This is a genomic window from Gracilibacillus timonensis (assembly GCF_900086715.1).
In the GTDB taxonomy this organism is placed as follows: domain Bacteria; phylum Bacillota; class Bacilli; order Bacillales; family Amphibacillaceae; genus Gracilibacillus; species Gracilibacillus timonensis.
On the sequence record NZ_FLKH01000012.1, the window covers coordinates 222109 to 248149 of the forward strand.

Below are 26041 nucleotides of genomic sequence, written 5' to 3' on the forward strand. Positions count from 1 at the left end.
ACAGACTAAAAAAGCAATGACCATCATGTAATTTCGGAAACGAACAACACAGTGATGGAAATCAGACCTTAATAATTGTAATTGTTTCGTTTGCTATCAGGTTTTCTAGGGTATCTAGCAGGAATAGGTGGTCGAGGTAAGATTTTTTGTCTCGATGGATAGAGGGGGAGGAAATTCACTCATTGTGTAAAGCGCCCCTATCGCCATGATAGAGGCAGGATATATTAACGCTAGGCGGTGTTTCTGATGAATCGCAGACAAAAAGAACTGTTACGGATATTGTTGACGGATTTGGGTGAGTTTTTTCGTATAGAGGAACTGACGGATAAACTGGATTGCTCAGAAAAGACAGTTAGAAATGATTTAAATACGGTCGAATCATTGCTCAAGCAATATCCTTCCACTGCATTAAGAAGAAAACGGGGAACGGGAATTTCTATTGTAGCTGACAAGGAAGGGAAGGATAAACTGTTAAATCATATCTATCAGCTGGAAGCGATATCAACGGAGGATCGTTTATTAGAAATGGCTTACCAATTGCTTGCAAGTGATAAACCATTGACATTATCAACTCTCGCTAAAGAATATTATACTAATACGACCACAGTTAGGCATCAGATGCAAGACATTTCCAGATGGCTGGAAGGTTATGATCTGAAATTGGTCTCGAAACAACGTATTGGTCATCTCGTCCAAGGAGATGAATTAAGCAAACGTAACGCATTAGCGAATCTAACGGAACTAATCTCATTTGAAGCACAGCAAAAGCAGCGCGTGTTTCAGTTGTTTTCTCCGCATGAAATCCATACAGTCAGGAAGTTACTACGTGATTTACAAATAGCTTATTCGCTTGATTTGACAGGGGACGAGTTTCAAAGCTTACAGATTCATGCCTTGATTATGATTAAACGTACCCGCCAGCACGCTCCAATTTTAGTCGGCAGATCGAAGGATACAGATGTTAGGTTGGATAGTTACCATTTGACGGTATGGTTTTTGAAGCGACTGGAAGAGCTTCTGAGCCTGTCGTTTCCAGAGGATGAGTATATTTACTTCACTTGGCATCTAGTAAGCTGTAGAACGCCTTATACCGGTAAAGCATCTAAACATAATGAATTATTGTCGGATGTCGTCCGCCAGCTGATGTTGCAACTGCAACGCATGACGATGATCAAATTTGAGAATGACAAGGGTCTAAGGGATGGTCTTGAAAGCCATCTTGCTTTTGCTTTACATCGTATCAGGTATGGTTTTACCATTAGAAATCCCATGCTTTCAGACATTAAGAAAAAATATGCCTATATGTTCAGCATGGTGATTTTGGCAGTGGAAAAGATCAATGAAGCCTATCATATTCATATCACCGAAGATGAAGCAGCTTACCTTCTTCTGCATTTTCAAGCTTCTGTTGAACGCATGCAGGAACACACACTACTAAAACGAGCCGTGGTCGTTTGTGATTTGGGAGTCGGGATGTCTTATCTTCTTCAGGCAAAACTGGAACAGTCTTATCATGATATTAAAATACTTGCTAGTATTGGGGAAACGAATCTTCCTGGATTTCTATATGAACATGATGTGGATATGATAATTGCTACCATGGATATAGATCATCCCGATATTCCGGTGATTGTGGTATCCCCTTTACTGGAATCAGATGATAAAGACCGACTGGAGGCATTTTTACAATCAGTTGATCAAGAAGGAACCAATGAAAAAGAGGTGCTGCCTGTCATCAAGAGGTTTATCAATCCAGACACCATTTATCTTGGAATGAATATCAAACATCGATTTGAAATTGTTGAAATGCTAGCCCGTCAATTGGTTCAAAAGGGCTTTGCTGAACAATCATTTATTCATCGTGCGATGTTAAGGGAAAAAACAGCGGCAACGGCTGTTGGTGGGGGTATCGCTATTCCGCATGCAGATCCAAATTTTGTGAAGAAGTCCGTAGTATCGCTAGCTATACTACGTCATCCAGTGCAATGGGGAAGAGAGATGGTCTCTGTTGTGTTTTTCTTGGCAATTGCCAAAGAGGATCGAGATATGCTAAAACCTCTAATGCAAACCGTACTCTCCATCAGTCAAAATCCGGCGATGGTGGAAGCATTAAACGAAGCAGAAAGTGTAGCGGAAATGCTGCAAATCTTTGAACAATAATTCATTTTTTCCGATCTTCCGGTAAAAATGAATTATTTTATTGGGCAGAAGGTGTTTTATCATAGAAACAAAATAATAAAAGGAGGAAACACCGATGCGAATATTAGCTGTTACCGCATGTCCGACAGGTATTGCACATACCTACATGGCTGCTGAGAATTTGCAAAAAGCTGCAGAGACCATGGATGTTGATATGAAAATTGAGACACGAGGTTCAATTGGTGTTGAAAATGAACTCACCGAGCAGGATATTGCCGAAGCTGATGGGATTATTATTGCTAGTGATACGGATGTTTCCAAAGATCGTTTTGCTGGCAAAAAGTTGCTTGAAGTTGGTGTTCAGAAAGGAATAAGGGAACCGGAACAATTGATCCAACGCATACAAACTGGAGACGCAGAGGTTTATCAAGCAGCGAAGCAATCGGTGGATCAGGTGAAAAAGGAACGAAAAGAAAAGGAAAATCCGATTTACCGGCACTTAATGAATGGGGTCTCCTATATGATTCCGTTTATCGTCGTTGGTGGTTTGTTGATGGCTATATCATTAGCCATTGGCGGAGAACAGACACCTGAAGGTATTGTCGTACCCGATGATTCATTTTGGAAACAAATTGAAAACATTGGCAATGCCTCTTTTAGTTTTATGGTTCCGATACTTGCAGGTTTTATTGCAGTGAGTATTGCTGATCGTCCCGGTCTGGCACCAGGTATGATCGGTGGTTATATTGCCAGCACGGGAAGTTTTTATGGAAGTGAGGCTAATGCAGGATTTATCGGGGGCATAATTGCAGGATTTCTAGCAGGCTTTGTTGTTTTAGCTATAAAAAAGATAAAAGTTCCACAAGCGGTACAGCCGGTTATGCCAATCATATTTATCCCGATCATTGCTTCATTGATTGTTGGCGTGTTATTTATTAGCGTGATTGGAGCGCCAGTGGCGAGTATCTTTGCCGCATTAACCACATGGCTTGAAGGAATGCAGGGAGCTAGTTCGATTCTGTTAGCGTTGATTCTTGGAGCGATGATCGCTGTTGATATGGGTGGACCATTTAATAAAGTGGCATTCCTGTTTGGTTCAGCGATGATTGCGGAAGGTAACTATGCTATCATGGGATCAATCGCTGTTGCTATCTGTACACCCCCGCTTGGGATGGGACTGGCCACGTTTTTAAACAAACGCAAGTATCAATCCGCTGAAAAGGAAACGGGAAAGGCCTCCTTTACAATGGGACTGTTCGGTATTTCCGAGGGGGCGATCCCTTTCGCTGCTCAAGACCCACTTCGAGTGATACCCAGTATTATCGTCGGTTCCATGACCGGTGCTGTGATTGCCATGCTTGGTAATGTGGGAGACAGGGTTGCTCATGGCGGACCGATCGTTGCCGTTCTCGGTGCCGTAGATAATGTGCTCATGTTCTTTATTGCAGCGATGATCGGGACGATTGTCACCGCTTTATTGGTGAATCTTTTGAAAAAAGATGTGCAGCCCGCTGCTGGAACACCAGAAGGGATGGAAGTGACAGCGGATACAGAAGCTGATACATCAGATACTTCAGATCATCAAGCTGAAAAGGAGATCCAAACGGGTACCAATAAACAAATGTCGAAAGAGAATCGCACCATTCATCAATTGACCGATATCTTAAATCGAGATTTGATGACCATGCATGTGGCTGGATCTACACAAGCAGAGGTTATCGATGAATTTGTTCAAATGCTGGATGATGGAGAATATATTACATCTCAGGAGACGATCAAACAGGCCATTTTCGATCGTGAAAAGGAAGGTACAACCGGTCTTGGTATGAACATTGCTATTCCGCATGCCAAATCAGCTGCGGTCAGGGAATCAACAGTGGTTTTTGGAATCAGTCAAGAAGGTATCGACTGGCATAGCCTGGATGGCACTAAGGCCAAATTGATTTTTATGATTGTGATTCCGGAAGAAAGGGCAGGTGATGATCATTTGAAAATCTTGCAAATGCTTTCGCGCAAGTTGATGGATGATACGTTTCGGGAGCAATTGCAGAATGCTGAAACGAAAGAGGACGCCTACCAACTACTAGACATGATTCAATAAGAGGCGCTAAGGACAGTTGACGAGTAGCTGTCCTTATCACTATACAAAAAAGTGAAAGAGCGGGTAAACCATTTGCCCGCTCTATTTATGTAGGCGGCGTGTTCACATGGAAAGCTAAAAAATTCCTCCATTAAAAATAGCCATAATTTGATTGCGAAAACTGAATACCAGGAAAACGACAGCGATGGTGATCAGATATTTTAATAAATGATTGGTTCGTTTGCCGTCAGGTTTTACGATGGTGTCTAATGTAATAATAACTGCTGCAACAATAAATCCTGCTAATGATTGATCTACGTATGATAGCATAAACAGAAAAGTAACCAAAATAAGCAATATAAAGCGCATCCAATCCTCCTTTTTCAAATTGTCAGAAAGGGTATTTAACTTCGAACGTTCTGCCCTTTACTTTTTCCATTGTTTGTTAGTATAACAGAAAGGTTAGATAATTCCATAGGACTTTTTTCATGAAAAGTTAGCCAGGCAAAGATCGGACATACAAAGGAATGGTGAGGATAGGTGATCGTTTGTTATAATGAAGAAAAGAGAGGAATACATATCCATTGCGACCACGATCAATAATGAGAACAAGAGACTGCTTCCCTTTTGTTGCAGTGCCTTGGATTAGTAAAGGAGCAAACCAATATGCTAAAAGACTTCTTACAACAGACCTCAACAAAGTACAGCGGAATGAAACAAGTTTATCAATGTATATTTGATCAAGGACCAAGCACCAAAGCAACACTTCTGGAGCAGACAGGTATGAAACAGACCACATTAACGAGACATTTAGATTATTTACTTCAAGAAAAATATATAGACGTTGCGGCATACCAAGCGTCTTCAGGCGGGCGTCCACCTGCCCTTTATCATATTAATCCAAATGCCGGCTATATGGTTGGAGTCGATCTATCTCGTATGAAATCAACGGTTGTATTAGTCAACATAGAAATGGAAGAAATAGATCATTATACATTAAATATGACAGAGACACATACAGGTGAAAAAACACTAGCAGAGATTGATCAAGCGATTCAGCAATTACTTCAGCTACATCAGATTCCTCGAGACAAGTTCTTGGGTATTGGGATTGGTACGGTTGGACCACTGGATCGTAAGCGTGGGATGATGTTGGATACAAAAGGATTTATGGCGTCAGGGTGGCGAAATTTCAGCTTGATTGATCATTTACCGAGTTTTCAACAGGAGAAGATTATATTGGAGAATGGTGCCAATGCAGCAACACTTCATACCTATAGTCAGGGAGAATTAAACGAACTATCGATTCTTTATTGCATTAGTGGTCGGGGCTTACGTTGTGGCGTATTAGCGGATGGACGTCTGTTAAAAAATGAAACAGGGGATGTCAGTTCTTTCGGTGAAATGATTATTGATATTAAGACTCGGCAGACACTATCTTCTCTGATTACTTATGATTATTTATTACAAGAAGTGAATCGGCGCTATCTAGCAGAAACCTCATCCCCTTTTTACCCAGAGACATTTACGAAAAGCCTTTTAATGGAACTGCTGTTAGATGGACTGCGACAGCACGACCCTATTATAGAAGCCGTTTTGCTTGAATCGGCAGAAGTATATGGGATTGGTCTAGCGAATATTGTTAATATTATACAGCCGGATCGAGTAGTTTTGAATAGTGTTCTTATTCAGGCCTATCCCTCTTATTATGAGAAGGTAGTAGAAACGGCCGTGAAATATATTGATCGACAAGAACGAGTGCCTATTCTGTTTCATCAGGAAAACGATCCCGAAAAGGCAATTGCAAATGGAGCGGCGGCCATGATATTTAAGTCTTTTTTTCCTTCTTAAGCAAGAGGGAGGTCAGTTATCGTCAAAAATGGGGATCCTACTTTTAATAATAATACCAGTCTCAGGTATCAAAGTTATTCCATATAACGGAAATAGAGAGAGTCAAAATAAATCGTATTCATGAATAAGAAACGGCTTGTTTTTTCTTTGATGAACAGCCGTAATGGTAACGATTTGTTTTGAAAAAAAGAATTCAAATATTCCCATCATATCTGTTGTTTCCCATAGTAAAATAGGTTATATTTAGAGATGTAGTGTTTATACATTGCATCTTTTGGATGGGAATAAATCAAAGCAGGAGTAAGTGAAATGTAATGGGGGTATAAGACGTGACACAGCATGAGTCTAGTGAGAAAATATGGGAAAATTTTTATGGTCCCAACATGGGATATGTAGAAGAGCAGTATGAGCTGTATTTAGGAAATAAAGACTCTGTGGATCCATCCCTGAAACAAATGTTTGATCAGTATGGGGCGCCAGAGGAAATCCAAGCAGCAGTACAAACAGCAGGAGCAGGGAACAAAGATTTTTCTGCCAATATCAGTGCCAAACAGTTAACCTCAGCAATCAAACTTGTTGAGGCTATTAGACGTTATGGGCACTTGAAGGCAAATATCTATCCAGTTGGATCGGGTATACACAGTGATACTTCTTTAGTAGATCCAGCACAATATAATCTTAATAAAAGCATTTTGGAAGCGATTCCCGCAGATTGGGTATGGGAACAAAATATTGAAAATGTGCAGACCGCACAAGATGTCGTCGACTATCTCATGGAACAATATGCAGGAACCATTTCTTTTGAATACGATCATGTGAACAATGATGATGAACGTTCTTGGTTTCAAGAAAACATTGAGTCAGGGAAGTATCGCTTCCCATTCTCAGATAGTGAAAAACAAGAATTATTAGGACAGATTTTAGATGTGGAAGGCTTTGAAGACTTTTTAGCCAAAACCTTTGTGGCGCAAAAACGATTTTCCATTGAAGGTTTAGAAATGATGGTGCCAGTGATCGACCGTATGGTGCAGAATTCCTTTTATGATGACACAGAAGAAATCATGATGGGGATGGCTCACCGCGGCAGATTGAGTGTACTGACCCATATCTTGGGCAAGCCTTATGATAAGTTATTTTCAGAGTTTCATCCTTCCGCAGATAAAGAACTGGTTCCATCGTCACCTGGTTCCAAAGCGATTACGTATGGATGGACAGGAGATGTGAAGTATCACTTCGGTGCTGAGCGTGCCGTAGGTGAAGAGAAACCGTCACCAACTAAAATTACGTTGGCGCATAATCCCTCCCATTTGGAATTCGTTAATCCAGTGGTAGAAGGCTTCACCAAGGCCGTGCAGGATTTTCGTTTTCAAAAGGGGGCACCAGAACAAGATGTGAGTAAGGCATTTGGTATTTTGGTTCATGGGGATGCGGCCTTTATTGGGGAAGGTGTAGTTGCCGAAACATTTAATTTGAGCGCATTGGACGGTTATCGTACGGGAGGCTCTTTGCACATTATTTCGAATAACCTTCTTGGATTTACAACGGGACAGCGGCAAGGGCGTTCCACTACGTATGCTAGTGATTTGGCAAAAGGTTTTGAGGTGCCGATTATTCATGTCAATGCTGATGATCCTGAGGCGTGTATTTCCGCTGCTAACTTAGCCTATGATTATCGCCATAAGTTTCAAAAGGATATCTTGATTGACTTGGTTGGTTATCGTCGATACGGGCATAATGAAATGGATGAACCTCGTGCGACACAACCTGAGCTGTATCAAGCCATTGATCAGCACGCGACATGTGCCTCGATTTATGCAGATAAATTGCATCAAGAAGGAATTGTATCCGAAAACGCTTATGAAGAAATGAAGGAAGCGGTTTTTGATAAACTGCAAGGTATTTATGATGATATGACAGAAAGTGTGAATGAAAACCCAGAAGCTATGCCAGTGCCGCAAGCATTACGGCAAGGATTAAGTGATATTGAAACGGCAGTGCCTAAAGAGATATTAGAGACGTTAAATAAAGATTTATTAAAGCGTCCAGAAGGTTTTCATTCACTGAAAAAGTTGGAGAAGATTTTAACCAAGCGTCATAACACGTTTGAAGAAGAAGGAAAAGCCGATTGGGCTGTAGGTGAAGCATTAGCCTATGCGTCTATACTACAAGATGGCATACCGATCAGGCTGACAGGACAGGATTCCGAGCGGGGAACCTTTGCTCATCGTCATTTAAAACTGCATGATGTCGAGACAACAGAGACCTATTGTCCGATGCACGGCTTAGAGGACGCCAAGGCAACTTTTGATATTCATAATAGTCCGCTATCGGAGGCGGCTGTAATCGGATTTGAATATGGCTATAGTGTGAAGGCACCCAAAACACTTGTTATTTGGGAGGCACAGTTTGGCGATTTTGCTAATGCAGGTCAAGTCATCTTTGATCAGTTTATTTCTGCTGCACGTGCCAAATGGGATGATCGCTCGAATATGGTTCTCCTACTACCACATGGCTATGAAGGGCAGGGACCTGAGCATTCCAGCGGCAGAGTAGAGCGTTTTTTAACGATGGCAGCAGAGAACAACTGGATTGTTGCCAATGTAACTAAAAGTGCCCAGTTCTTTCATTTGTTGAGACGTCAAGCTGCATTAGTGGATAGTGAAGCTGCCCGTCCGCTTGTCTTGTTTACACCTAAGAGTTTACTAAGGAGTTCGCGTGTTATTTCTGAAATAGATGAATTTACAAGTGGCAGATTTCGGCCGCTCATCCCACAGCCTGGTTTAGAATTAACCTCTAACAAAGCAAAACGATTGTTGATTGGAACAGGGAAAGTTATGGTAGATATTGAAGAAACAATGAGTGAACAACCACAGAAATATGAACAAATTCATGTGGTGCGTCTAGAGCAAATCTATCCATTTCCTGAACAAAAGCTTGCAGAGATTATTGAAGCTTGTGAGAACTTAGATGAGGTTGTGTGGGTACAGGAAGAACCTCGTAATATGGGAGCATGGAATTTTGTGAAAGAGCGTTTGTTTAAGATGTTGCAAGATACGAAGCTAGAGTTGCATTATGTTGGACGTGGGGAACGGTCTTCGCCTTCCGTAGGTGATCAGCATATTCATAAAACAGAACAACGAAAAATAATCACAAATGCATTAGATATGGCTGAAGGAGGAGAAACCAATGAAGGAAATTAAGGTCCCGGAATTAGCAGAATCCATTACAGAAGGTACGATAGCAGAATGGCTTGTTAAAGAAGGTGACTCCGTTGAAAAGGGTGATCCAGTCTGTGAGCTGGAAACGGATAAGGTAAACGTGGAGGTTAATGCAGAGTATGCCGGAGTGTTAACCGAACATATCAAACAAGAAGGCGATGATGTTGAGGTAGGTGAAGTCATTGCCAAGATAGATGAAAATGGCGAAGCAGGTGGCGATACATCGGCTGAAGAGGAAAATGAACCGGAAGCAAGTACCGATTCAAGCTCAGATGTAAGTGAGCAGACAGAAAAGCAGCAATCCAAAACAGAAGCTGCTTCACAAACACCTTCAGAACCTAAAACTGCGGGTGAGGATCAAAAAGTAGTTGCCTCACCAGCTGCAAGAAAGCGTGCTCGTGAGTTGGGAATTGATTTGAATGATATTTCACCGTCAGATCCATTAGGTCGGATTCGTACGGAAGATGTAGATAACGCCAATAAAGTGGATCGTTCATCATCTTCCAAGCCAGAAAAGAAAGCGCCAGAAAAAGAACAAGAACAACAAGATCCAGCAGGGAAGCCGGTTAAACGTGAGAAAATGACACGTCGTCGTCAAACCATCGCCAATCGTTTAGTGGAGGCACAACAATCAGCTGCCATGCTGACAACGTTTAATGAAGTGGACATGACTGCGATTATGAAACTTAGAAGTGAGCGGAAAGATAAGTTCCAAGAAAAACATGGTATTAAATTAGGTTTTATGTCCTTCTTTACGAAAGCAGTCGTTAGTGCTTTGCGCGAATTCCCATATTTAAATGCGGAAATTCAAGGAAATGAGATTTTATTGAAACAATTCTATGATATCGGCATTGCCGTGTCTACCGATGATGGCTTGGTGGTACCAGTTGTCAGAGATGCCGATCGTTTGGATTTTGCCGGGATTGAGTCAGAAATTGCTGATCTAGGTAAGAAGGCGCAAGAAAAACAGCTGCAAATTAGTGATCTTCAAGGAGGATCTTTCACGATTACAAATGGAGGTATTTTTGGATCGCTGTTGTCAACACCGATTATTAATGCGCCACAGGTTGGTATTCTAGGTATGCATTCGATTCAAAAACGTGCCATGGTAATGCCAGATGATTCCATTGAAGTTCGTCCAATGATGTACACTGCCCTTTCCTACGATCATCGTATTGTTGACGGGAAAGAAGCTGTACAGTTCCTTGTTCGGCTGAAACAATTGCTAGAAGACCCTTATGATTTATTGTTAGAGGGATAAACACATTCGTATCACATGACGGAAAGCGTGAGAAGAGTTATTTAGTACTCTTTTCGCGCTTTTTTATGATAGGGCACGGGAGCGGACGGAGCTCAAAGGTCAGTTATAAAATGACGGCCAAAATCCGAAGGAAAGCCGCCAAAATGGTCGTCATTCCGAAAATGACGGCCAAAATCCAAGGGGAAGCCGCCAAAATGGTCGTCATTCCGAAAATGACGGCCAAAATCCAAGGGAAAGCCGTCAAAATGGTCGTCATTCCGAAAATGACGGCCAAAATCCAAGGGGAAGCCGTCAAAATGGTCGTCATTCCGAAAATGACGGCCAAAATCCGAAGAAAAAACCAACCAATGGTCATCATCACCATTCCCCATTCTCCAAAAAAAGCTTAATCATTCTTCGTGCCTTTGCATAGAATAAATTAATACACACGAAGGAGGGTTGGCATGGCTAAAGATAATTTTATCATTGCAGAAGAAGATTGGTCCCTCCATCGAAAAGGATTCGATGATCAAAAGCGTCACCAAGACAAAATAAAGGAAGTAATGAAGAAGAAGTTACCAGATATGATTAGTGAGGAAAGCATCATCATGTCTAAGGGTAAAGAGATTATTCGAATACCAATCCGTTCGTTAGATGAGTATAAGATCCGTTATAATCATTCCACCAAACAACACGTGGGTCAAGGCAAGGGAGATAGTCAAATAGGCGACGTTGTTGCACAAAGCCCTGAGCAGGCAAAAAAGGGACAACAACCCGGCAATGCAGGTGATCAGCCAGGAAGTGATTATTATGAAGCAGAAGTAGATTTTGAAACCTTAGAAGAAACTTTTTTTGCAGAACTTACCTTGCCTAACTTAAAAGAGAAAGAGAAGGAGAATATTACGATCACCGATGTAGAATTTCGTGATATTCGTAAAAAAGGTTTAATTGGTAATATCGATAAGAAAAGAACAATGCTTGCTTCCTACAAACGCAATGCCTTGGAAGGGAATCCATCGTTTATGCCGATTTATCCGGATGACCTGCGTTTTAAGACATGGGATCATATAGAAAAGCCGGAATCAAAGGCGGTTGTACTCGCTTTAATGGATACAAGCGGATCGATGGGAATTTGGGAAAAGTATGTGGCAAGAAGCTTTTACTTTTGGATGACCCGTTTTCTAAAAAAGAAATACGAAACCGTCGATGTGGAGTTTATCGCTCATCATACGGAAGCGAAGGTAGTTGATGAGGAATCCTTTTTCACCAAAGGAGAGAGCGGTGGAACCATTTGTTCATCGGCGTATAGAAAGGCATTAGAGCTAATAGAAAATAAATACCCAGCAAGTCGTTATAATATCTATGTATTTCATTTTTCAGATGGGGATAATCTCACATCTGATAACCGCCGATCGATTCAAGCAGTGCAGCAATTATTAGAAGAGGCTAGTTTGTTCGGTTATGGTGAAGTGAATCAATATAATCGTTTTTCTACACTCATGCAAGCCTTTAAAGAAATTGATCATTCTCATTTTAAGAAATATATGTTGCGTAATAAAGCCGATGTATATTATGCGATGAAGCATTTCTTTCATACCGCTCCAACTAGAGAGTGAAACGGCTTACAGATTGTAAAAAATTTCTCAAAAAAAATAATATGCTGCTCCTCTTTTTCATGCTAGAATGAAGATGAAACACCCATTAATTTCTAACCATGTTGGAGGAGGAGCAGTATATGAGTATTTTATTAGGATTAGTAGCTATTATTCTTCTATTAGGTATCGCCTATCTCATGTCGAACAATCGAAAGCGCATTAATTATGTAGGAATCGGTGTTATGCTAGTTGCACAGGCCATTACGACGGCTTTTATGTTTATGACAACCATCGGTGAAACCATTATCAATAAAATATCCGCACTGTTTAATAAACTCATTGAATTCGGAACGAGCGGTGTGGATTTTGTTCTAGGTGGGATAGAAGGAGAAGGTGTCTTCTTTTTTAATGTGGCATTGATCATTATTTTCTTTTCTACCATCTTATCGGTATTAACCTATTTGAAAATATTGCCCATTATTATCAAGTATTTTGGGTGGTTTATTTCGAAAATAACGGGACTGCCGAAAATCGAATCGTTTAATGCGGTAAACAGTATGTTTTTCGGTCAATCAGAGGCGCTATTAGCGGTTAAATCGCAATTCCATCATTTATCCGATAATCGACTTTATATTGTGAGTGCTTCGGCGATGGGATCGGTATCTGCTTCTATTGTCGGTGCTTATCTGCAAATGCTGCCTGCACAATATGTATTGGTTGCAATACCGCTTAATATGTTTAGCGCCCTCATCATGGCATCGATCATTGCACCAGTGAAGGTGGAAAAAGATGATGATGAAGTAGATGTGAAGAATGTTTCAGAGGCAAAAAGTTTATTTGAAGCAATGGGAACTGGTGCTTTAGACGGTGGGAAGATCGCATTAATTGTTTCGGCTATGCTGATTGCCTTTATCGCAGCTCTAGAGTTGGTTAACTGGGTCTTTGCAGCAATTTTTGCTGGGACAACCCTTCAAGATGTACTTGGTTATGTGATTGCTCCATTGGCTTATTTGATGGGCATTGCGCCAGGGGAATTACTGCAATCAGGTAGTATTATGGGGACAAAGATTATTACCAATGAGTTTGTGGCAATGGGTGAATTGCAGGCGATAATGGGAGATTTATCGGAGAAAACAATAGGGATTGTGACTGTCTTTCTGACTAGCTTTGCCAATTTTAGTTCGATCGGCATCATTGCAGGCTCGGTTCAAGGTATTGATAGTGAGAAAGGGAAAGCCGTGTCGCGCTTTGGTATGAAGCTGTTAATTGGAGCTACCTTAGCATCTGCCTTATCTGCTACCATGGCTGGATTGTTTTTATAAGTATCATCATTAAGAAAAAACGAGCAAACTCTGCTACCCTAGATACGGACTCTCGGTTCGTTCAAGGTCAAAATTGTTCCACATCCTATCCTATCAAGAATGCCAATGCTATAGTTCCTGTATCAGCATGAAGGGTGAACCCCGACTCAAGCAATGAAGCGAAAATAATCCCTCACAAAACTGCAGTGAGGGGTTATTTTTTATGATCCAATAGGAATAAAGACTGTATCTATTTAAACTTTAAATCTTTACAGGAAACGATCTAATGGTTTACTGCAAAAAAGAAAGTGGAATACTGTTAATAAACAATCAAAAAAGAGGTGTCTAGCACGATGAAACATTTTCAATTATTTATTGATGGAGAATGGACGGACTCCAGTGAGACGATTGACGTTTTAGATAAATATACGCAAACATTATATGCAACGGTAGCGAAAGCTGATGAACAGCTGGTAGACAAAGCAATAGCCAGTGCTACCAAAGCATTTAGTGAGCAACAATTAACGCCATTTGAACGATATCAAATATTGCACAAGGCATCAACACTCATTAGCGAGCAAAAAGACGAGCTTGCGATGATTATTACCAAAGAAGCAGGGAAGCCTTTAAAGCAGGCACAAACAGAAATTGATCGTACGTCTCTTACCTTTCTATGGGCTGCAGAGGAGGCAAAGCGGATTCATGGGGAAGGTGTTCCAGTAGAAGCGGCACCAGGTTCGGAAAATAGAATGGCATTTACCATCAAGGTTCCTGTTGGGGTTGTTGGTGCGATCAGCCCGTTTAATTTTCCAATGAATTTAGTTGCTCATAAGCTAGCGCCAGCCTTGGCTGCAGGAAATGCCGTTGTGTTAAAACCAGCGAGCAAAACACCGGTTTCCGCGCTTAAGTTAGCCAGAATTTTAGAGGAAGCAGGTCTGCCTAAGGGATTACTCCAAGTTATCGCGGGTTCTGGTTCAACCGTCGGCAATCAAATGATGAAGGATAAACGCATTGCTTTATACACGTTCACAGGCAGTGCAGAGGTCGGTTTGAAATTAAAACAAGAGACCGGTTTAAACCGGTTGATCTTGGAGCTGGGGAATAATTCACCAGTAATTGTGGATAAGGAAGCGGATATTGCGTTGGCTGCAAAAACCCTTGCCGCACAATCCTTTGCCTTTGCCGGGCAAGTCTGTATCTCGGTTCAGCGGATTTATGTCGATGAAGCGATAAAACAAGCATTTATCGAAAAATTAACTGAAGAAATGCAGCATCTAAAAGTGGGAAATCCAGCTGATGTTGATACAGATGTCGGTCCGATGATTGATGAAAAAGAAGCGGAAAGAGCAGAAACATGGATAATGGAAGCACAAAAAGATGGCGCAGAAGTCATCCATGGAGGACAACGCCATGGAGCGCTATTGGAACCAACCATTATTTCAAATGTAACCAAAGACATGCGAGTTGTTTGTGAGGAAATCTTTGCACCCGTCGCCAGTATTATAAGCTATACCGATCTAGAATCATGTATAAGGGAAATCAACCAGTCTCCCTATGGTTTACAAGGTGGTATTTTCACTCAAAATATCGATACGGCTTACTATGCAGCTAAACACGTGGAAGTTGGCGGCTTTATGATTAACGATGGCTCTCAATATCGGGTAGATTTGATGCCGTATGGTGGTGTGAAAGATAGTGGTAACGGTAAAGAAGGTCCGAAATATTCGATCAATGAAATGACAGAAGAAAGGTTAATCGTGATGAATTTGAAGGTGTAGCATTCCGCTGCACCTTCAAATGTTTAAGATTCAGCTATCTTTACTCTCTTCGCTTTATTTTGTAAGTAGTACATTCTGCCAAACAAGGTAATCGCTCCGGCAAAGAGTCCGATGATTAAGCCAAGCCAGTAACCAAAGGCGTCAAGACTTGTATAATGGGCAAATAGCCACCCACTTGGCAATCCGATCAGCCAATAGGAGACAAGCGACATCCAAAAGGTAATATTAACATCCTTATACCCCCTGAGTATTCCTTGAACCGGGGCGCCAACTGCGTCTGCAAATTGAAAGAAAATCGCGTAATAAAGAAATTGTTTGGTTAATGCCAATACCTCCGGATGATCACTATATAATCGAGCGATTGGATCATCGAGTAGATAAATAACAGCCCCAGCTAAGACAGCAACTACAATTCCGGAAGCAATCCCGATGTAGGAATAAACCCTGGCATCGCGAGCTCGATTGGCACCTATCTCAAAGCCGACGGTAATCGTTAACGTCATGGCGATACTAAGTGGGATCATATAAAGTAATGATTCAAAGTTCATGGCCGCTTGATGTGCAGCAATCGTATTAGTACTATACACACTTAGCATAAAAGTGACGGCAGAGAAAATACTAACTTCGAAAAAAATGGAAAAACCAATGGGCACGCCTAATTTTAAATGAGCTAACCATTCTTTTACATCCGGTTTCCGTAAACGGCGAAAAATATGATGTTCACGGAAAGGACGGACATAATGGACAATCCAGATAGCAATGATTGCGTTAATAAAGAAGGTTAAACCAGAAGCTACGCCAGCTCCAATACCTCCTAGGGCAGGAAATCCCCAATTGCCGAAAATAAACAAGTAGTTCAGTAAAATATTAATGGGAAGAGATATTAAGATAATAATCATTGATAATCGTGTTTGTCCTAATCCATCCATATAAGATCGCAATAGATTATAGACAAATAATGGAATGATACCCAGCCCAATCGAGATAATATAATATTTTGCTACATAAGCCACCCTGTCTTCCAAATCCATTAATGATAAAATAGGTTCTAACAGAAAAATAGCCACCACCGTTACAGTAACACCTATAGCAACTGCTAAATAGAGACCTTGCTGTACGGTGAAGGGGATCTTTTCTTGCTGTTTAGCCCCGGAAAATTGAGCAACAACTGGCGATATGGCCATTAAAATCCCAACAACCATCATTTCAACAGGAACAAATAGACTAGAGCCTATAGCCACCCCAGCAAGATCAGCCGGACCAGCTTGACCAGACATAATCGTATCAAAAAAGTTCATTAAATACATACTTACTTGCGTGATTAGAATAGGTATCAGTATAATCAAAAAGAGTCTTATTTTTTCTTTAAGCGTTTTGGTTTGAAACATGATGTATCTTCCTTTTTGTTAGTGAAATAAAAAGATACAAAAAGCACAGCGTGATGCCGTATTTTTTGCACATAAGCTAGAGGGATTATAACATATATTGTGAATAGAGAGGTTGGATTTGCATATGGAACGTAAACAAATTATTTTCACTGGTGGTGGATCAGCCGGCCATGTCATGGTTAATTTGGCGATTATCCCTGTTTTCCTCGAAGAAGGCTGGCAGGTGGATTATATCGGGTCTCATAACGGAATCGAGAAATCTTTGATAGAGCCAATAGAAGGGGTGACCTATCACCCTATTTCAACGGGAAAGCTACGTCGCTATTTCTCTAAGGAAAATTTCAAGGATCCTTTCAAAGTCATGAAAGGGACGATACAAGCTGCTCGCATTATTGGAAAGAAAAAGCCGGTGGTGATTTTTTCTAAAGGAGGATTTGTTTCGGTACCTGTACTAGTCGCTGCAAGGCTGCGTCGTGTTCCAGCGGTTATTCATGAATCCGATTATACACCTGGATTGGCGAATAAACTCGCGATTCCCTTTGCGAAAAAAGTGCTTGCCACTTTTCCAGAGACGATGAAATATCTTCCTGCAGATAAGGGGGAATGGGTTGGAGCAGTCGTTCGCGAGGCGTTATATACAGGCAGTCGTGAAAGAGGATTTGCTTTTACCGGTTTTACTTCTGGAAAGAATGTACTTATGGTGATGGGTGGTAGTAACGGTTCACAAAAGGTAAATCAGGCTGTAAGGGATGGGCTAGAACAGCTACTGAAAGAGTTCCAGATCGTACATATCTGTGGTAAAGGTAATATCGATCACTCGATACAAGAAGAAGGCTACCGACAATACGAATATATACAGGACGAACTTCAGGATTTATTAGCGATAACGGATATGGTTTGTTCCCGGGCTGGGTCTAATTCTATCTTTGAATTCCTTGCTTTGAACAAGCCGATGCTCTTGATTCCTTTATCCCTGCAAGCGAGCCGAGGAGATCAAATTGTCAATGCTGAGTCTTTTGAAAAGCAAGGATATGCTCAGGTATTGCAAGAAGAAGCGTTAACGACAGAATCCTTGATCCGTTCACTAAAACAGCTAAAAGCAGGTAAAATTACTATGAAAGAAAAAATGATGGCTTATCATGCTAGCGAGGCAAAAGAAAAAGTCATTAATACCATTAAACAACAAGCAAAATAAGTCTTTTATTTTGGTTAAGCTTGGCTATTATATTAAAATAGTGGAAAAGGAGGCAATGATCTATGAGTTTAACGAGCACATTAACACTAAACAATGGTACGAAGATTCCAGCAATCGGATTAGGTGTCTACAAAGCAGAGCCTGGGGATGAGGTCTATTATGCGGTACGGTCTGCGCTAGAACTAGGCTATCGTCATATCGATACGGCCTCCCTCTATGCCAATGAAGAAGGAGTAGGGCAGGCAATTAAGGACAGTGGTATTCCTCGTGAAGAATTGTTTGTAACCACCAAAGTTTGGAATGATGAACAAGGGTTTAAAGAAACCAAAGAAGCCTTCCAACGCAGCTTAGAGCAACTTCAGATGGATTATGTCGATTTATATCTAGTCCATTGGCCAGTGACAGGAAAGTTTATCGAGACATATAAGGCATTGGAAGATATTTATCGCAGCGGTCAGGCGAAAGCAATTGGGGTAAGTAATTTTGAACCGCATCATTTAGAGGAGTTGCTAAAGGAAACGAAAATCGTTCCTGCCGTAAATCAAGTTGAATTACATCCACAACTGCAGCAGAAGGAAGTGCGTGCCTTTGGCGAGGCCCATCAAATCCTGACAGAAGCATGGGCGCCTTTAGGAAAAGCCCGTTATTTTGATCATCCTGTCTTAACAGAACTGGCTGAAAAATACGATAAAAAGCCGTCTCAGATTATCGTACGCTGGCAGTACCAAAGCGGGATAATCACCATCCCAAAATCGGTTCATAAAGAACGCCAGCAAGAAAATGTAGATATCTTTGATTTTGAACTTTCTGCAAAAGATATTCACAAAATAGAACAGATGGACGCAAATTATCGCTTAGGTAAACATCCAGATGAGTTTGATTATGAGGCGTGATCTGTGAACTGAGAATATAAATAAGACTGTCGTCTAGGTGGTTGAAGAAACCATCCAACTGGCGACAGTCTGTTTTTTCTTAGTACCCTTTCTGCACAAGATCAAGCTTACCTGTTTTCGGATCAATAACCAGACCGTGCACAGGAACGTCTGCTGGGAGAAGCGGATGGTTTTCGATCGTCTGGACGGATTGTTTCACGGAGTCGTTGACATCTTCAAAACCATTCAGCCATTCCTCTGGCGCCTTATCAAGACGATCAATCGCTGTTTGGTCAATCCCTCTTTCCTTCATCAATTCTACAAAACCATCAGATTCAAGCCCTGTCATACCACAACGATGGTGCCCGATTACAAACACTTCATCTGCTTGCAAAGCGTGGATGGCAACTAGAATACTCTTCATCACACTATCATAAGGGTCTTTCAAAATGGCACCAGCATTCTTAACCATTTTGACGTCTCCATTTTTGAGGTTTAAGGCCTGCGGCAATAATTCAATGAGGCGAGTATCCATACAGGTAAAAATAACGGCTCGTTTGTTTGGGATTTTATCCGTTACGTAGCGCTCATATCCTTTTTCCTCTACAAATTTCTCATTAAATGCCAGTATGTCATCTAATAACATCCTATCACTCCTCTATCTTTACTTTAGTTACGAATTCAAAAACCAAAAAAAAATATATATGTTTTTTGTCGGATTTTGAACAACCTCTTTTAGTTTATCATTGTAATCAATAAAATGGTATAATAATGCTGTCAAATCGTCAGAGGATGGTGGATGATGAAGAACACCGACGACCAAACGAATGATATCATTGATAAGGATTTATATGAAGATATTGAACCTGAAGAAATGTATGTGCTTATTGAGGAAGAGCGTCGTAAACTTCAAGAACGAGAGCAGCAAGAAGAAGAACAGCCTAAAAAACGTTTTCCTAGATGGATTTTCTGGCTGATTGCTGTTGTTATGTTTATTCAAGTCATTGCGATTTTTCCGCAGACTTTTTCCATACCAGCTATTCAATTTCTCCAGACATCGATCGCTATGATGCAAGATGATGCCGTTAAGCAATATCGGGAGGCCGTTGTTGTCATTGAAGGAGCTGATAACAAAGGGACAGGATTTGCTATTTCAGAGGATGGCTATGTTATAACGAATCATCATGTAATTGAAGATCAACCAAACATAACGGTCGCTTTCGCAGATGAAGGGTTGTTTCAAGGAGAAGTAGTGGCGTCTTTTCCCCAGATTGATCTGGCTCTGTTAGATGTGGAAGGTTCCGGTTTGCCCCATTTACCATTAAGTCAGCAAGCACAGCCAGAGACAGTGGAAGAAGTGACGTTTATTGGTAATCCACTACAATTTAATGGTATAGCTAATCAAGGAGATATTATTGGTTCGATTACCTTATCTTCTTGGGAGAAGCCTGTGTATATGTTGGACGCGCCGGTTTATCGGGGAAATAGCGGCAGCCCGGTTATTGATGATCAAGGTGAGGTAATAGCCGTTATTTTTGCCACCTTGAACCATGATGAATATGGAAAAATAGGGTTAGCCGTTCCGATTGATTATTTTCACGAATTATGGAACGAATGAAAGGGTCTGTAATCTACTATTAGGTTATAGACCCTTTTTGTATGGAACTTTGGGTGAACGAGCTTGGATCAATCAGGCACAAATCCATGAATAATATGCCAGGAAGCTGAATCTAACAGACAAAAAAACGGTGGATCACGAAATGTTGTCCGTAAGAACGGATCTAACAGACAAAAAATCGCTAAATCACGAAATGTTGTCCGTAAGAACGGATCTAACAGACAAAAAATCGCTAAATCACGAAATGTTGTCCGTAAGAATGGATCTAACAGACAAAAAATCGCTAAATCACGAAATGTTGTCCGTAAGAACAGATCTAACAGACAAAAAATCGCTAAATCACGAAATGTTGTCCGTAAGAATGAATCTAACAGACAAAAAAACGCTAAATCACGAAATTGTGTCCGTAAGAATGGATCTAACGGAAAAAAAACCGCTAAATCACAAAACACTGTCTGTAAGAATGAGTTGATAACTAGAGAATAACGGATCATCTTGCTTTTTTATTAGAGGTGATACTATATAATCAAAGTCAGGATAACTGATTTAGGTATATAGGGTTATGGTAAGCATAAATACCCACCATTTGCAAATGAATTTTAATGATTTGTAAATAAATCATGGTAGATACAATCGTTAATTTCTTTTATCCTATAACAAATGGCAACATTATCATAATAAATATGACAAAAAAACTGGTGAAATAATGAAACTTTTAGATAAAAACAGACAAAAAGAGATAAATATACTACGAATTTTTATAAAGGACTGGTGGTGCATAATATGTTAGGAAGCCAGTTAATGGATAGAGAAAGAACACTTGAAGAGCAAATTGAGCTGATTCAGCACGGAGATGATGAATTAAGAAATCAAGTAATCAAGGCATATCAACCGTTTATTGCAAAATGTGTGTCAGATGTATGCAAACGATACATACAGAAAAATCATGATGAGTTTAGTGTAGGAATGATAGCTTTTAATGAGGCTTTGGATATTTATGCAAGAGAAAGAGGAGCTTCTTTCCTGTCCTTTGCACAGGTAATTATCAAACGTAAGGTAATCGATTATATACGAAAAGAACAAAGGCAGTATATGTATCCTTCGTTGGACGCAACCGATGATGACGACCTGGAAGAGAGCCCCATTCAAATTGTTGAGGCAAAAAAGGTATTTCAGTTAAAAGAAGAAACCTGGCAGCGTAAGCAGGAAATTGAGCAGTTGTCCAAACAGTTACAAGGATATCGTATTTCTTTTGCTGAGTTAACCGAGATTTCCCCGAAACACAAGGACGCACGGGAGTCTGCCATTTTTGCAGCCCAACAATTGGTTCATCATGATGATTTAAAGGCGTATGTATTCCATAAAAAGAGAGTACCAATCAAAAGGTTGCTGCAACTGGTATCTGTCAGCAAAAAGACACTAGAACGAAATCGAAAATATATCTTAACCATTTTTATTATTTTAACGGGGGATTATGTCTACCTAAAAGAATACCTCAAGGGGGTAGATCTGTGAAAAAAGGAATTATTGTGGAACACCGTCCATTTTATACAATTATCATGGACAGAGAAGGGGTGTTCCACAAAGCAGAACCAATAAGAGAGAAGGATATTGGTGTGGAAACCATCTATAAACCCAAGCCTTCCCGGGTCCGTTCTTTTTTTATGATGTTTCAAGATCATAAATGGAGATGGCTACCTATGGCATTAGTGTGTTTATTGATTATAAGCCCACTTTATTTACTATTAGGTAAAAATGAGACCTATGCCGTTATAAGCATTGATATTAACCCGAGCTTGAATATTAAAATCAATCAAAATTATGAGGTGCTGGAAGCCGTTCCAATGAACAAATCTGCTGAAGAAATGTTAAAGCAGATAGATATACAAGGCAAATCCCTTACTGCCTTTACGGACGATATGCTCGACTATCTCCCTGCACATCAAGAAAATGCGGTACCGTACTCTTTGTTAATGGCGATTAGTTATTTTGATGAAAAAGATAATCCTGCTTTTCAAGAAGCATTCCATCAACATTTGCAAAAATTGGGTTATTCAACGGCTATTTATGAGGTTTCTGATCAATTAAGACGAATGGCAGAAAAAGAATATATTTCGATGAATAAGGTAGTTGCTAATTTGTTAAAGACAAATGAAACAGATGCGATTCAACCGGTTTCTGTTGATCAAGAGGATTCCGCTCTTTTTTTGAGTAAAGAGAAACAAGAACTTATTAAAAATTTTTATGATCATGCCTCGGAAGAAGAGAAGGAAGCATTTAACATCGACCAAAATCATTCATCGAAGCATCACTCTCATTTTATGTGTGAGATCGTACGAATTCCAGAAAAAAGGGATACAATAAAGATGAAGGACCTCCCCAAGAAGGCAGTTTAATGAAGGGTAAGAGTCCGCCACCCCAACAAAGGTAGTGGAGCCGCGGACAGTTTTGTGTTTTTATGATCCTGGTGTAACCGCTTGTTATTAAAAAATATTCCAAAGGCATTCGGTAACACCCCGGTAGGTCTCGCTTTATGATTCAAGGTGGTACATGTGTTCAATCAAAGCATAATCAATATAAAGAATCAATTGGTTATACATATCAGTTAAATACATATCGGAAACAGGATAGTGGTATGCGTGTAAAAAATGTTCGATTTTCTTAGAGAGGAGGTCGTCTTTTGTTCGTACCATCAAAACAAGTAAATTATCCCATTCGCCCCAAAGTGTGTAATACAATGCCTTATCATAATCAACGGTGTACAAATAAAAGCCCCCTTGCCTTGTTTTAGTCATTAATCATCGGGGTTGCGTTTAGTTTGTGTTAAAGCTCGAAATTAAAACTGGATAACTCTTGGACTTGTTACCATTTTTTGAAAAGCATAGTCTGTACCGATTTTACCAATACTACGGAAGAATAAGGTTAAAGAAGGAGGTAAAATCGATGAAATTGCCAAAACTGGCTGTAGGTTTAGCAGTAACTACTATGTTAACATTAGCTGCTTGTAACGGGGACAATAATCCGGATAATGCAGCCGATGATGGAAATGGAACTCGTCCAATCGGTTATAATCAAGCGACGGACAATCCGCAAATGGAGCGAGAAGGAAATCGTGACGTGGCAGAAGAACGCATGCAGGATGACAATGGACAGACGGAAAACAAATATGATGTATCTGAAGAAGCGGCTGAAAAAATATCTGCCGATGTAGAAGAAGTGGACAGGGTATATGTATTGAAAACGGACAATAATGCCTATGTTGCTGCTTCTTGGAATAAGCAAGCAGATAATGCCAACCAAGATAAACAAGAGCTTTCCGATGAAACCAAGAAAAAAATTACAGATGTCGTTCAGTCTGTCGATAAAGATGTGGACCATGTTTATATCTCGACCAACCCAGACTTTTTCCAATTAAGCGGACAGTACATTGACGATATGGAAAATGGACAACCGGTGGAAGGATTTTTTAAACGGATGGGTAATATGATTGAGCGTGTATTCCCGGATAGAGGTTAATCATTCATTTGGAAAGAAGCTCTTACCATGCATGTCATGGTGGGGGCTTTTTTTGCTGGCAAAAAACAAATTCCTATATGTCGATTAAATACACAGCAAAATCAATCTAGTGAATGAAAAAACAACCTATGATACAATAGTATATATAGTAAGACAAGCTCTAAACGAAATTGACAAGGAGTGTTTACGATGGTAAATAAAATGAATGTAGAAAGCTTTAACTTAGATCATACAAAAGTAAAGGCACCATATGTGCGTTTGGTTGGGGTCACAACAGGTGAACATGGAGATAAGGTGTATAAATATGATATCCGTTTTTGTCAACCTAACCAAGATCATATGGATATGCCGGGCTTACATTCTCTCGAACACTTAATGGCAGAGAAAGTTCGTAACCATATTGATAATATACTAGATGTTAGTCCAATGGGCTGCCAAACAGGCTTTTACTTGTCCATTATAAATAACGATAGCTTTGATGAAGTAGTGGATGCTCTGGATCGCACCTTAAATGATGTTTTAAACGCGACAGAAGTTCCTGCTTGTAATGAAGTTCAGTGTGGCTGGGCGGCTAGTCATAGTTTGGAAGGTGCTCAAGCCATTGCTCGTAATATGTTATCCCATAAAGAAGAGTGGGACGTAGTGTTCGCTGATTAATATTAGAAAAAAGTGATAGTCCCGTGCAAAAGGGGAACTATCACTTTTTTGATTAGAAGAGGAAAACGGACTAACTTGGATATATGCCACCATTGAAAAAAATGAAGCATTTCTGATGTATCATTTCCTGTAATCATGTTAAACTATGGAAGTGAATGAAGAAAGGAATGAGCGACACATGAAAGAAGTACTAGATTATTTAGAAAAAACACAAACGACACATCTGGAAGAACTCAAGCAATTTTTACATATACCGAGTGTAAGCACAGACTCTAATCATAAAGAAGGTATCAGAAAAGCAGCACAATTTGTTGCCGATTACTTAAAAGAAGCTGGATTTACACGTTCAGAAATGCAAGAGACACCAGGTCATCCGCTAGTTTACGGAGAATGGATGGAAGCTGGAAAATCGGCACCAACGGTATTAATTTATGGGCATTATGACGTGCAGCCGCCAGACCCATTAGACCAATGGCAGAGCGAACCTTTTGCCCCAGAGGTAAGAGAGGGACGTTTGTTTGCCCGGGGAGCCAGTGATGATAAGGGTCAAGTATTTATGCATTTAGCTGTATTAAAGGCTTTTTTAAAGACGACAGGGGAACTGCCTTTAAATGTGAAGGTTTGTATCGAAGGCGAAGAAGAGATTGGCAGTGCTCATTTATATGACGTATTGCAGCAGCGTAAAGAGCAATTTCAAGCCGACTTTGTAATGATTTCAGATTCGGGAATGGTTGCCAAGGATCAACCAACGATTCTGTATGGTTTAAAAGGATTTACTGGTCTGGAAGTAACACTCAAGGGACCAGAAAATGATCTCCATTCAGGCTTATATGGCGGCGCGGTAAAGAATCCGGCAATGGCCTTGGCTCAACTATTAGCAACGATGAAAAATGAAGAAGAGGTTGTAACAGTAGCCGGTTTTTATGATGAAGTTGAACCTTTAAGCGAGGATGAAAGGGTATTGATGAAAGAAGCGCCAGGCGAAGATTATCCTACTTCAACAGGGGCACCATCAACGATTTCTGAAAAAGGTTATACAGCCAAGGAACACACCATGGCACGACCTACATTAGAGATTAATGGTATGTATAGCGGGTATCAAGGCGAAGGAACAAAAACAATAATTCCTGCAGAAGCAACGGCCAAATTGACCTGTCGTTTAGTACCAGGTCAAGACCCATCGGCTATTCAGGATTTGCTTGTTGCGCATTTGGAAAAGCATGTACCAGAAGGTGTGACTTTGTCAATTACTCGTGAGCCATTATCGGCAAAGGCCTACAAGGTATCACCAGATCATCCATTGATTCAACATGCAGCAGCGAGTCTTACAGAGACGTTTGCAAAGGAGGCTGTCTTTGTTAGAATGGGTGGCTCTATCCCAGTAGTAGAATGGTTTGACGCTCTGTATCAAATTCCTGTTGTTTTGCTGGGATTCGGTACACCAGAAGACCGTCTTCACTCGCCAAATGAAAGCTTTCCTGTTGAACATTTTCACAAAGGAATGCAAACCCTCGTTCATTATTGGGAAAAGGTTAAAAACATGCAATAGTAAAACAAGGAACCGGCACAACATATACTGTCGGCAGGAGGATG

The 26041-nt window shown here is 40.5% G+C and carries 22 protein-coding genes; 18 read left to right on the forward strand and 4 right to left on the reverse strand.

Translation table 11 applies throughout. The features are described 5' to 3' along the window. The first annotated feature begins 246 nt into the window (after positions 1 to 246). A complete protein-coding gene (locus BN6556_RS12105) occupies positions 247 to 2160 on the forward strand; it encodes a BglG family transcription antiterminator (RefSeq protein ID WP_066191788.1) in 1914 nt (637 codons plus the stop codon). A gap of 94 nt (positions 2161 to 2254) precedes the next feature. Next, positions 2255 to 4240: a PTS fructose transporter subunit IIABC gene (locus BN6556_RS12110; RefSeq protein ID WP_066191791.1), complete on the forward strand. Its 1986-nt coding sequence runs from the start codon at positions 2255 to 2257 to the stop codon at positions 4238 to 4240. 114 nt (positions 4241 to 4354) lie between these two features. Here BN6556_RS12110 and BN6556_RS12115 read toward each other — a convergent pair whose 3' ends face one another. Beyond that, positions 4355 to 4588, reverse strand: coding sequence for a hypothetical protein (locus BN6556_RS12115; protein ID WP_066191793.1), 234 nt, complete (start codon positions 4586 to 4588; stop codon positions 4355 to 4357). 297 nt (positions 4589 to 4885) lie between these two features. Between BN6556_RS12115 and BN6556_RS12120 the strand changes: the two genes are divergently transcribed. From BN6556_RS12120 to BN6556_RS12150, 7 genes are all read left to right on the forward strand, one after another. Next, positions 4886 to 6070 (forward strand): ROK family transcriptional regulator, encoded by a 1185-nt coding sequence (locus BN6556_RS12120; RefSeq protein WP_066191796.1) that lies wholly within the window; start codon positions 4886 to 4888, stop codon positions 6068 to 6070. 329 nt (positions 6071 to 6399) lie between these two features. Further along, a complete protein-coding gene (locus tag BN6556_RS12125; RefSeq protein ID WP_078060082.1) occupies positions 6400 to 9270 on the forward strand; it encodes a 2-oxoglutarate dehydrogenase E1 component in 2871 nt (956 codons plus the stop codon). Continuing rightward, positions 9257 to 10549 (forward strand): 2-oxoglutarate dehydrogenase complex dihydrolipoyllysine-residue succinyltransferase, encoded by a 1293-nt coding sequence (odhB, locus tag BN6556_RS12130; protein WP_066191799.1) that lies wholly within the window; start codon positions 9257 to 9259, stop codon positions 10547 to 10549. The genes BN6556_RS12125 and odhB overlap by 14 nt, the downstream gene beginning before the upstream one ends. Positions 10550 to 10659: 110 nt before the next feature. Further along, positions 10660 to 10938: a hypothetical protein gene (locus BN6556_RS12135; RefSeq protein WP_148436771.1), complete on the forward strand. Its 279-nt coding sequence runs from the start codon at positions 10660 to 10662 to the stop codon at positions 10936 to 10938. A gap of 54 nt (positions 10939 to 10992) precedes the next feature. Next, positions 10993 to 12144, forward strand: a complete 1152-nt coding sequence (yhbH, locus tag BN6556_RS12140; protein ID WP_066191805.1) for a sporulation protein YhbH — start codon at positions 10993 to 10995, stop codon at positions 12142 to 12144. A gap of 119 nt (positions 12145 to 12263) precedes the next feature. Next, positions 12264 to 13445 carry a NupC/NupG family nucleoside CNT transporter gene (locus tag BN6556_RS12145; RefSeq protein ID WP_066191807.1) on the forward strand — a complete coding sequence of 394 codons (1182 nt, stop codon included), beginning with the start codon at positions 12264 to 12266 and terminating at the stop codon, positions 13443 to 13445. Positions 13446 to 13777: 332 nt separating this feature from the next. Continuing rightward, positions 13778 to 15202, forward strand: coding sequence for an aldehyde dehydrogenase family protein (locus BN6556_RS12150; RefSeq protein WP_066191809.1), 1425 nt, complete (start codon positions 13778 to 13780; stop codon positions 15200 to 15202). Positions 15203 to 15225: 23 nt separating this feature from the next. Here the strand turns inward: BN6556_RS12150 and BN6556_RS12155 are convergent, their stop codons facing one another. Continuing rightward, on the reverse strand, positions 15226 to 16590 hold the full coding sequence (locus BN6556_RS12155; RefSeq protein ID WP_066191811.1) for an MATE family efflux transporter: 1365 nt from the start codon (positions 16588 to 16590) through the stop codon (positions 15226 to 15228). A 124-nt stretch (positions 16591 to 16714) separates the two neighbouring features. Here BN6556_RS12155 and BN6556_RS12160 point away from each other — a divergent pair, with 124 nt between their 5' ends. Beyond that, on the forward strand, positions 16715 to 17785 hold the full coding sequence (locus tag BN6556_RS12160; RefSeq protein WP_066191813.1) for an undecaprenyldiphospho-muramoylpentapeptide beta-N-acetylglucosaminyltransferase: 1071 nt from the start codon (positions 16715 to 16717) through the stop codon (positions 17783 to 17785). A gap of 62 nt (positions 17786 to 17847) precedes the next feature. Then, positions 17848 to 18678, forward strand: coding sequence for an aldo/keto reductase (locus BN6556_RS12165; RefSeq protein WP_066191815.1), 831 nt, complete (start codon positions 17848 to 17850; stop codon positions 18676 to 18678). A 79-nt stretch (positions 18679 to 18757) separates the two neighbouring features. Here the strand turns inward: BN6556_RS12165 and BN6556_RS12170 are convergent, their stop codons facing one another. Continuing rightward, entirely contained in the window at positions 18758 to 19303 is a 546-nt protein-coding gene (locus BN6556_RS12170; protein ID WP_066191818.1) for a beta-class carbonic anhydrase, read from the reverse strand. A gap of 153 nt (positions 19304 to 19456) precedes the next feature. Between BN6556_RS12170 and BN6556_RS12175 the strand changes: the two genes are divergently transcribed. From BN6556_RS12175 to BN6556_RS12190, 4 genes are all read left to right on the forward strand, one after another. After that, positions 19457 to 20275 (forward strand): S1C family serine protease, encoded by an 819-nt coding sequence (locus tag BN6556_RS12175; RefSeq protein ID WP_316245324.1) that lies wholly within the window; start codon positions 19457 to 19459, stop codon positions 20273 to 20275. Positions 20276 to 20417: 142 nt separating this feature from the next. Continuing rightward, positions 20418 to 20747 carry a hypothetical protein gene (locus tag BN6556_RS12180; protein ID WP_066191822.1) on the forward strand — a complete coding sequence of 110 codons (330 nt, stop codon included), beginning with the start codon at positions 20418 to 20420 and terminating at the stop codon, positions 20745 to 20747. A 311-nt stretch (positions 20748 to 21058) separates the two neighbouring features. Next, the gene (gene sigI, locus BN6556_RS12185) at positions 21059 to 21790 is read left to right on the forward strand and encodes an RNA polymerase sigma-I factor (protein WP_066191825.1); all 732 of its coding nucleotides are present in this window, start codon (positions 21059 to 21061) and stop codon (positions 21788 to 21790) included. Next, positions 21787 to 22671 (forward strand): anti-sigma-I factor RsgI family protein, encoded by an 885-nt coding sequence (locus BN6556_RS12190; RefSeq protein ID WP_066191827.1) that lies wholly within the window; start codon positions 21787 to 21789, stop codon positions 22669 to 22671. Before sigI ends, BN6556_RS12190 begins: the two co-directional genes overlap by 4 nt. A gap of 135 nt (positions 22672 to 22806) precedes the next feature. Here the strand turns inward: BN6556_RS12190 and BN6556_RS12195 are convergent, their stop codons facing one another. Further along, positions 22807 to 23040 carry a YhdB family protein gene (locus tag BN6556_RS12195; RefSeq protein WP_078060083.1) on the reverse strand — a complete coding sequence of 78 codons (234 nt, stop codon included), beginning with the start codon at positions 23038 to 23040 and terminating at the stop codon, positions 22807 to 22809. Between the two features lie 178 nt (positions 23041 to 23218). Between BN6556_RS12195 and BN6556_RS12200 the strand changes: the two genes are divergently transcribed. The 3 genes from BN6556_RS12200 to BN6556_RS12210 all read left to right on the forward strand — a co-directional run bounded on the left by BN6556_RS12200 (position 23219) and on the right by BN6556_RS12210 (position 25997). Continuing rightward, the gene (locus BN6556_RS12200; RefSeq protein ID WP_066191832.1) at positions 23219 to 23791 is read left to right on the forward strand and encodes a YhcN/YlaJ family sporulation lipoprotein; all 573 of its coding nucleotides are present in this window, start codon (positions 23219 to 23221) and stop codon (positions 23789 to 23791) included. 189 nt (positions 23792 to 23980) lie between these two features. Further along, a complete protein-coding gene (locus BN6556_RS12205; protein WP_066191833.1) occupies positions 23981 to 24448 on the forward strand; it encodes an S-ribosylhomocysteine lyase in 468 nt (155 codons plus the stop codon). Positions 24449 to 24626: 178 nt separating this feature from the next. After that, positions 24627 to 25997 (forward strand): dipeptidase, encoded by a 1371-nt coding sequence (locus BN6556_RS12210; protein WP_066191835.1) that lies wholly within the window; start codon positions 24627 to 24629, stop codon positions 25995 to 25997. Positions 25998 to 26041 lie beyond the last annotated feature (44 nt).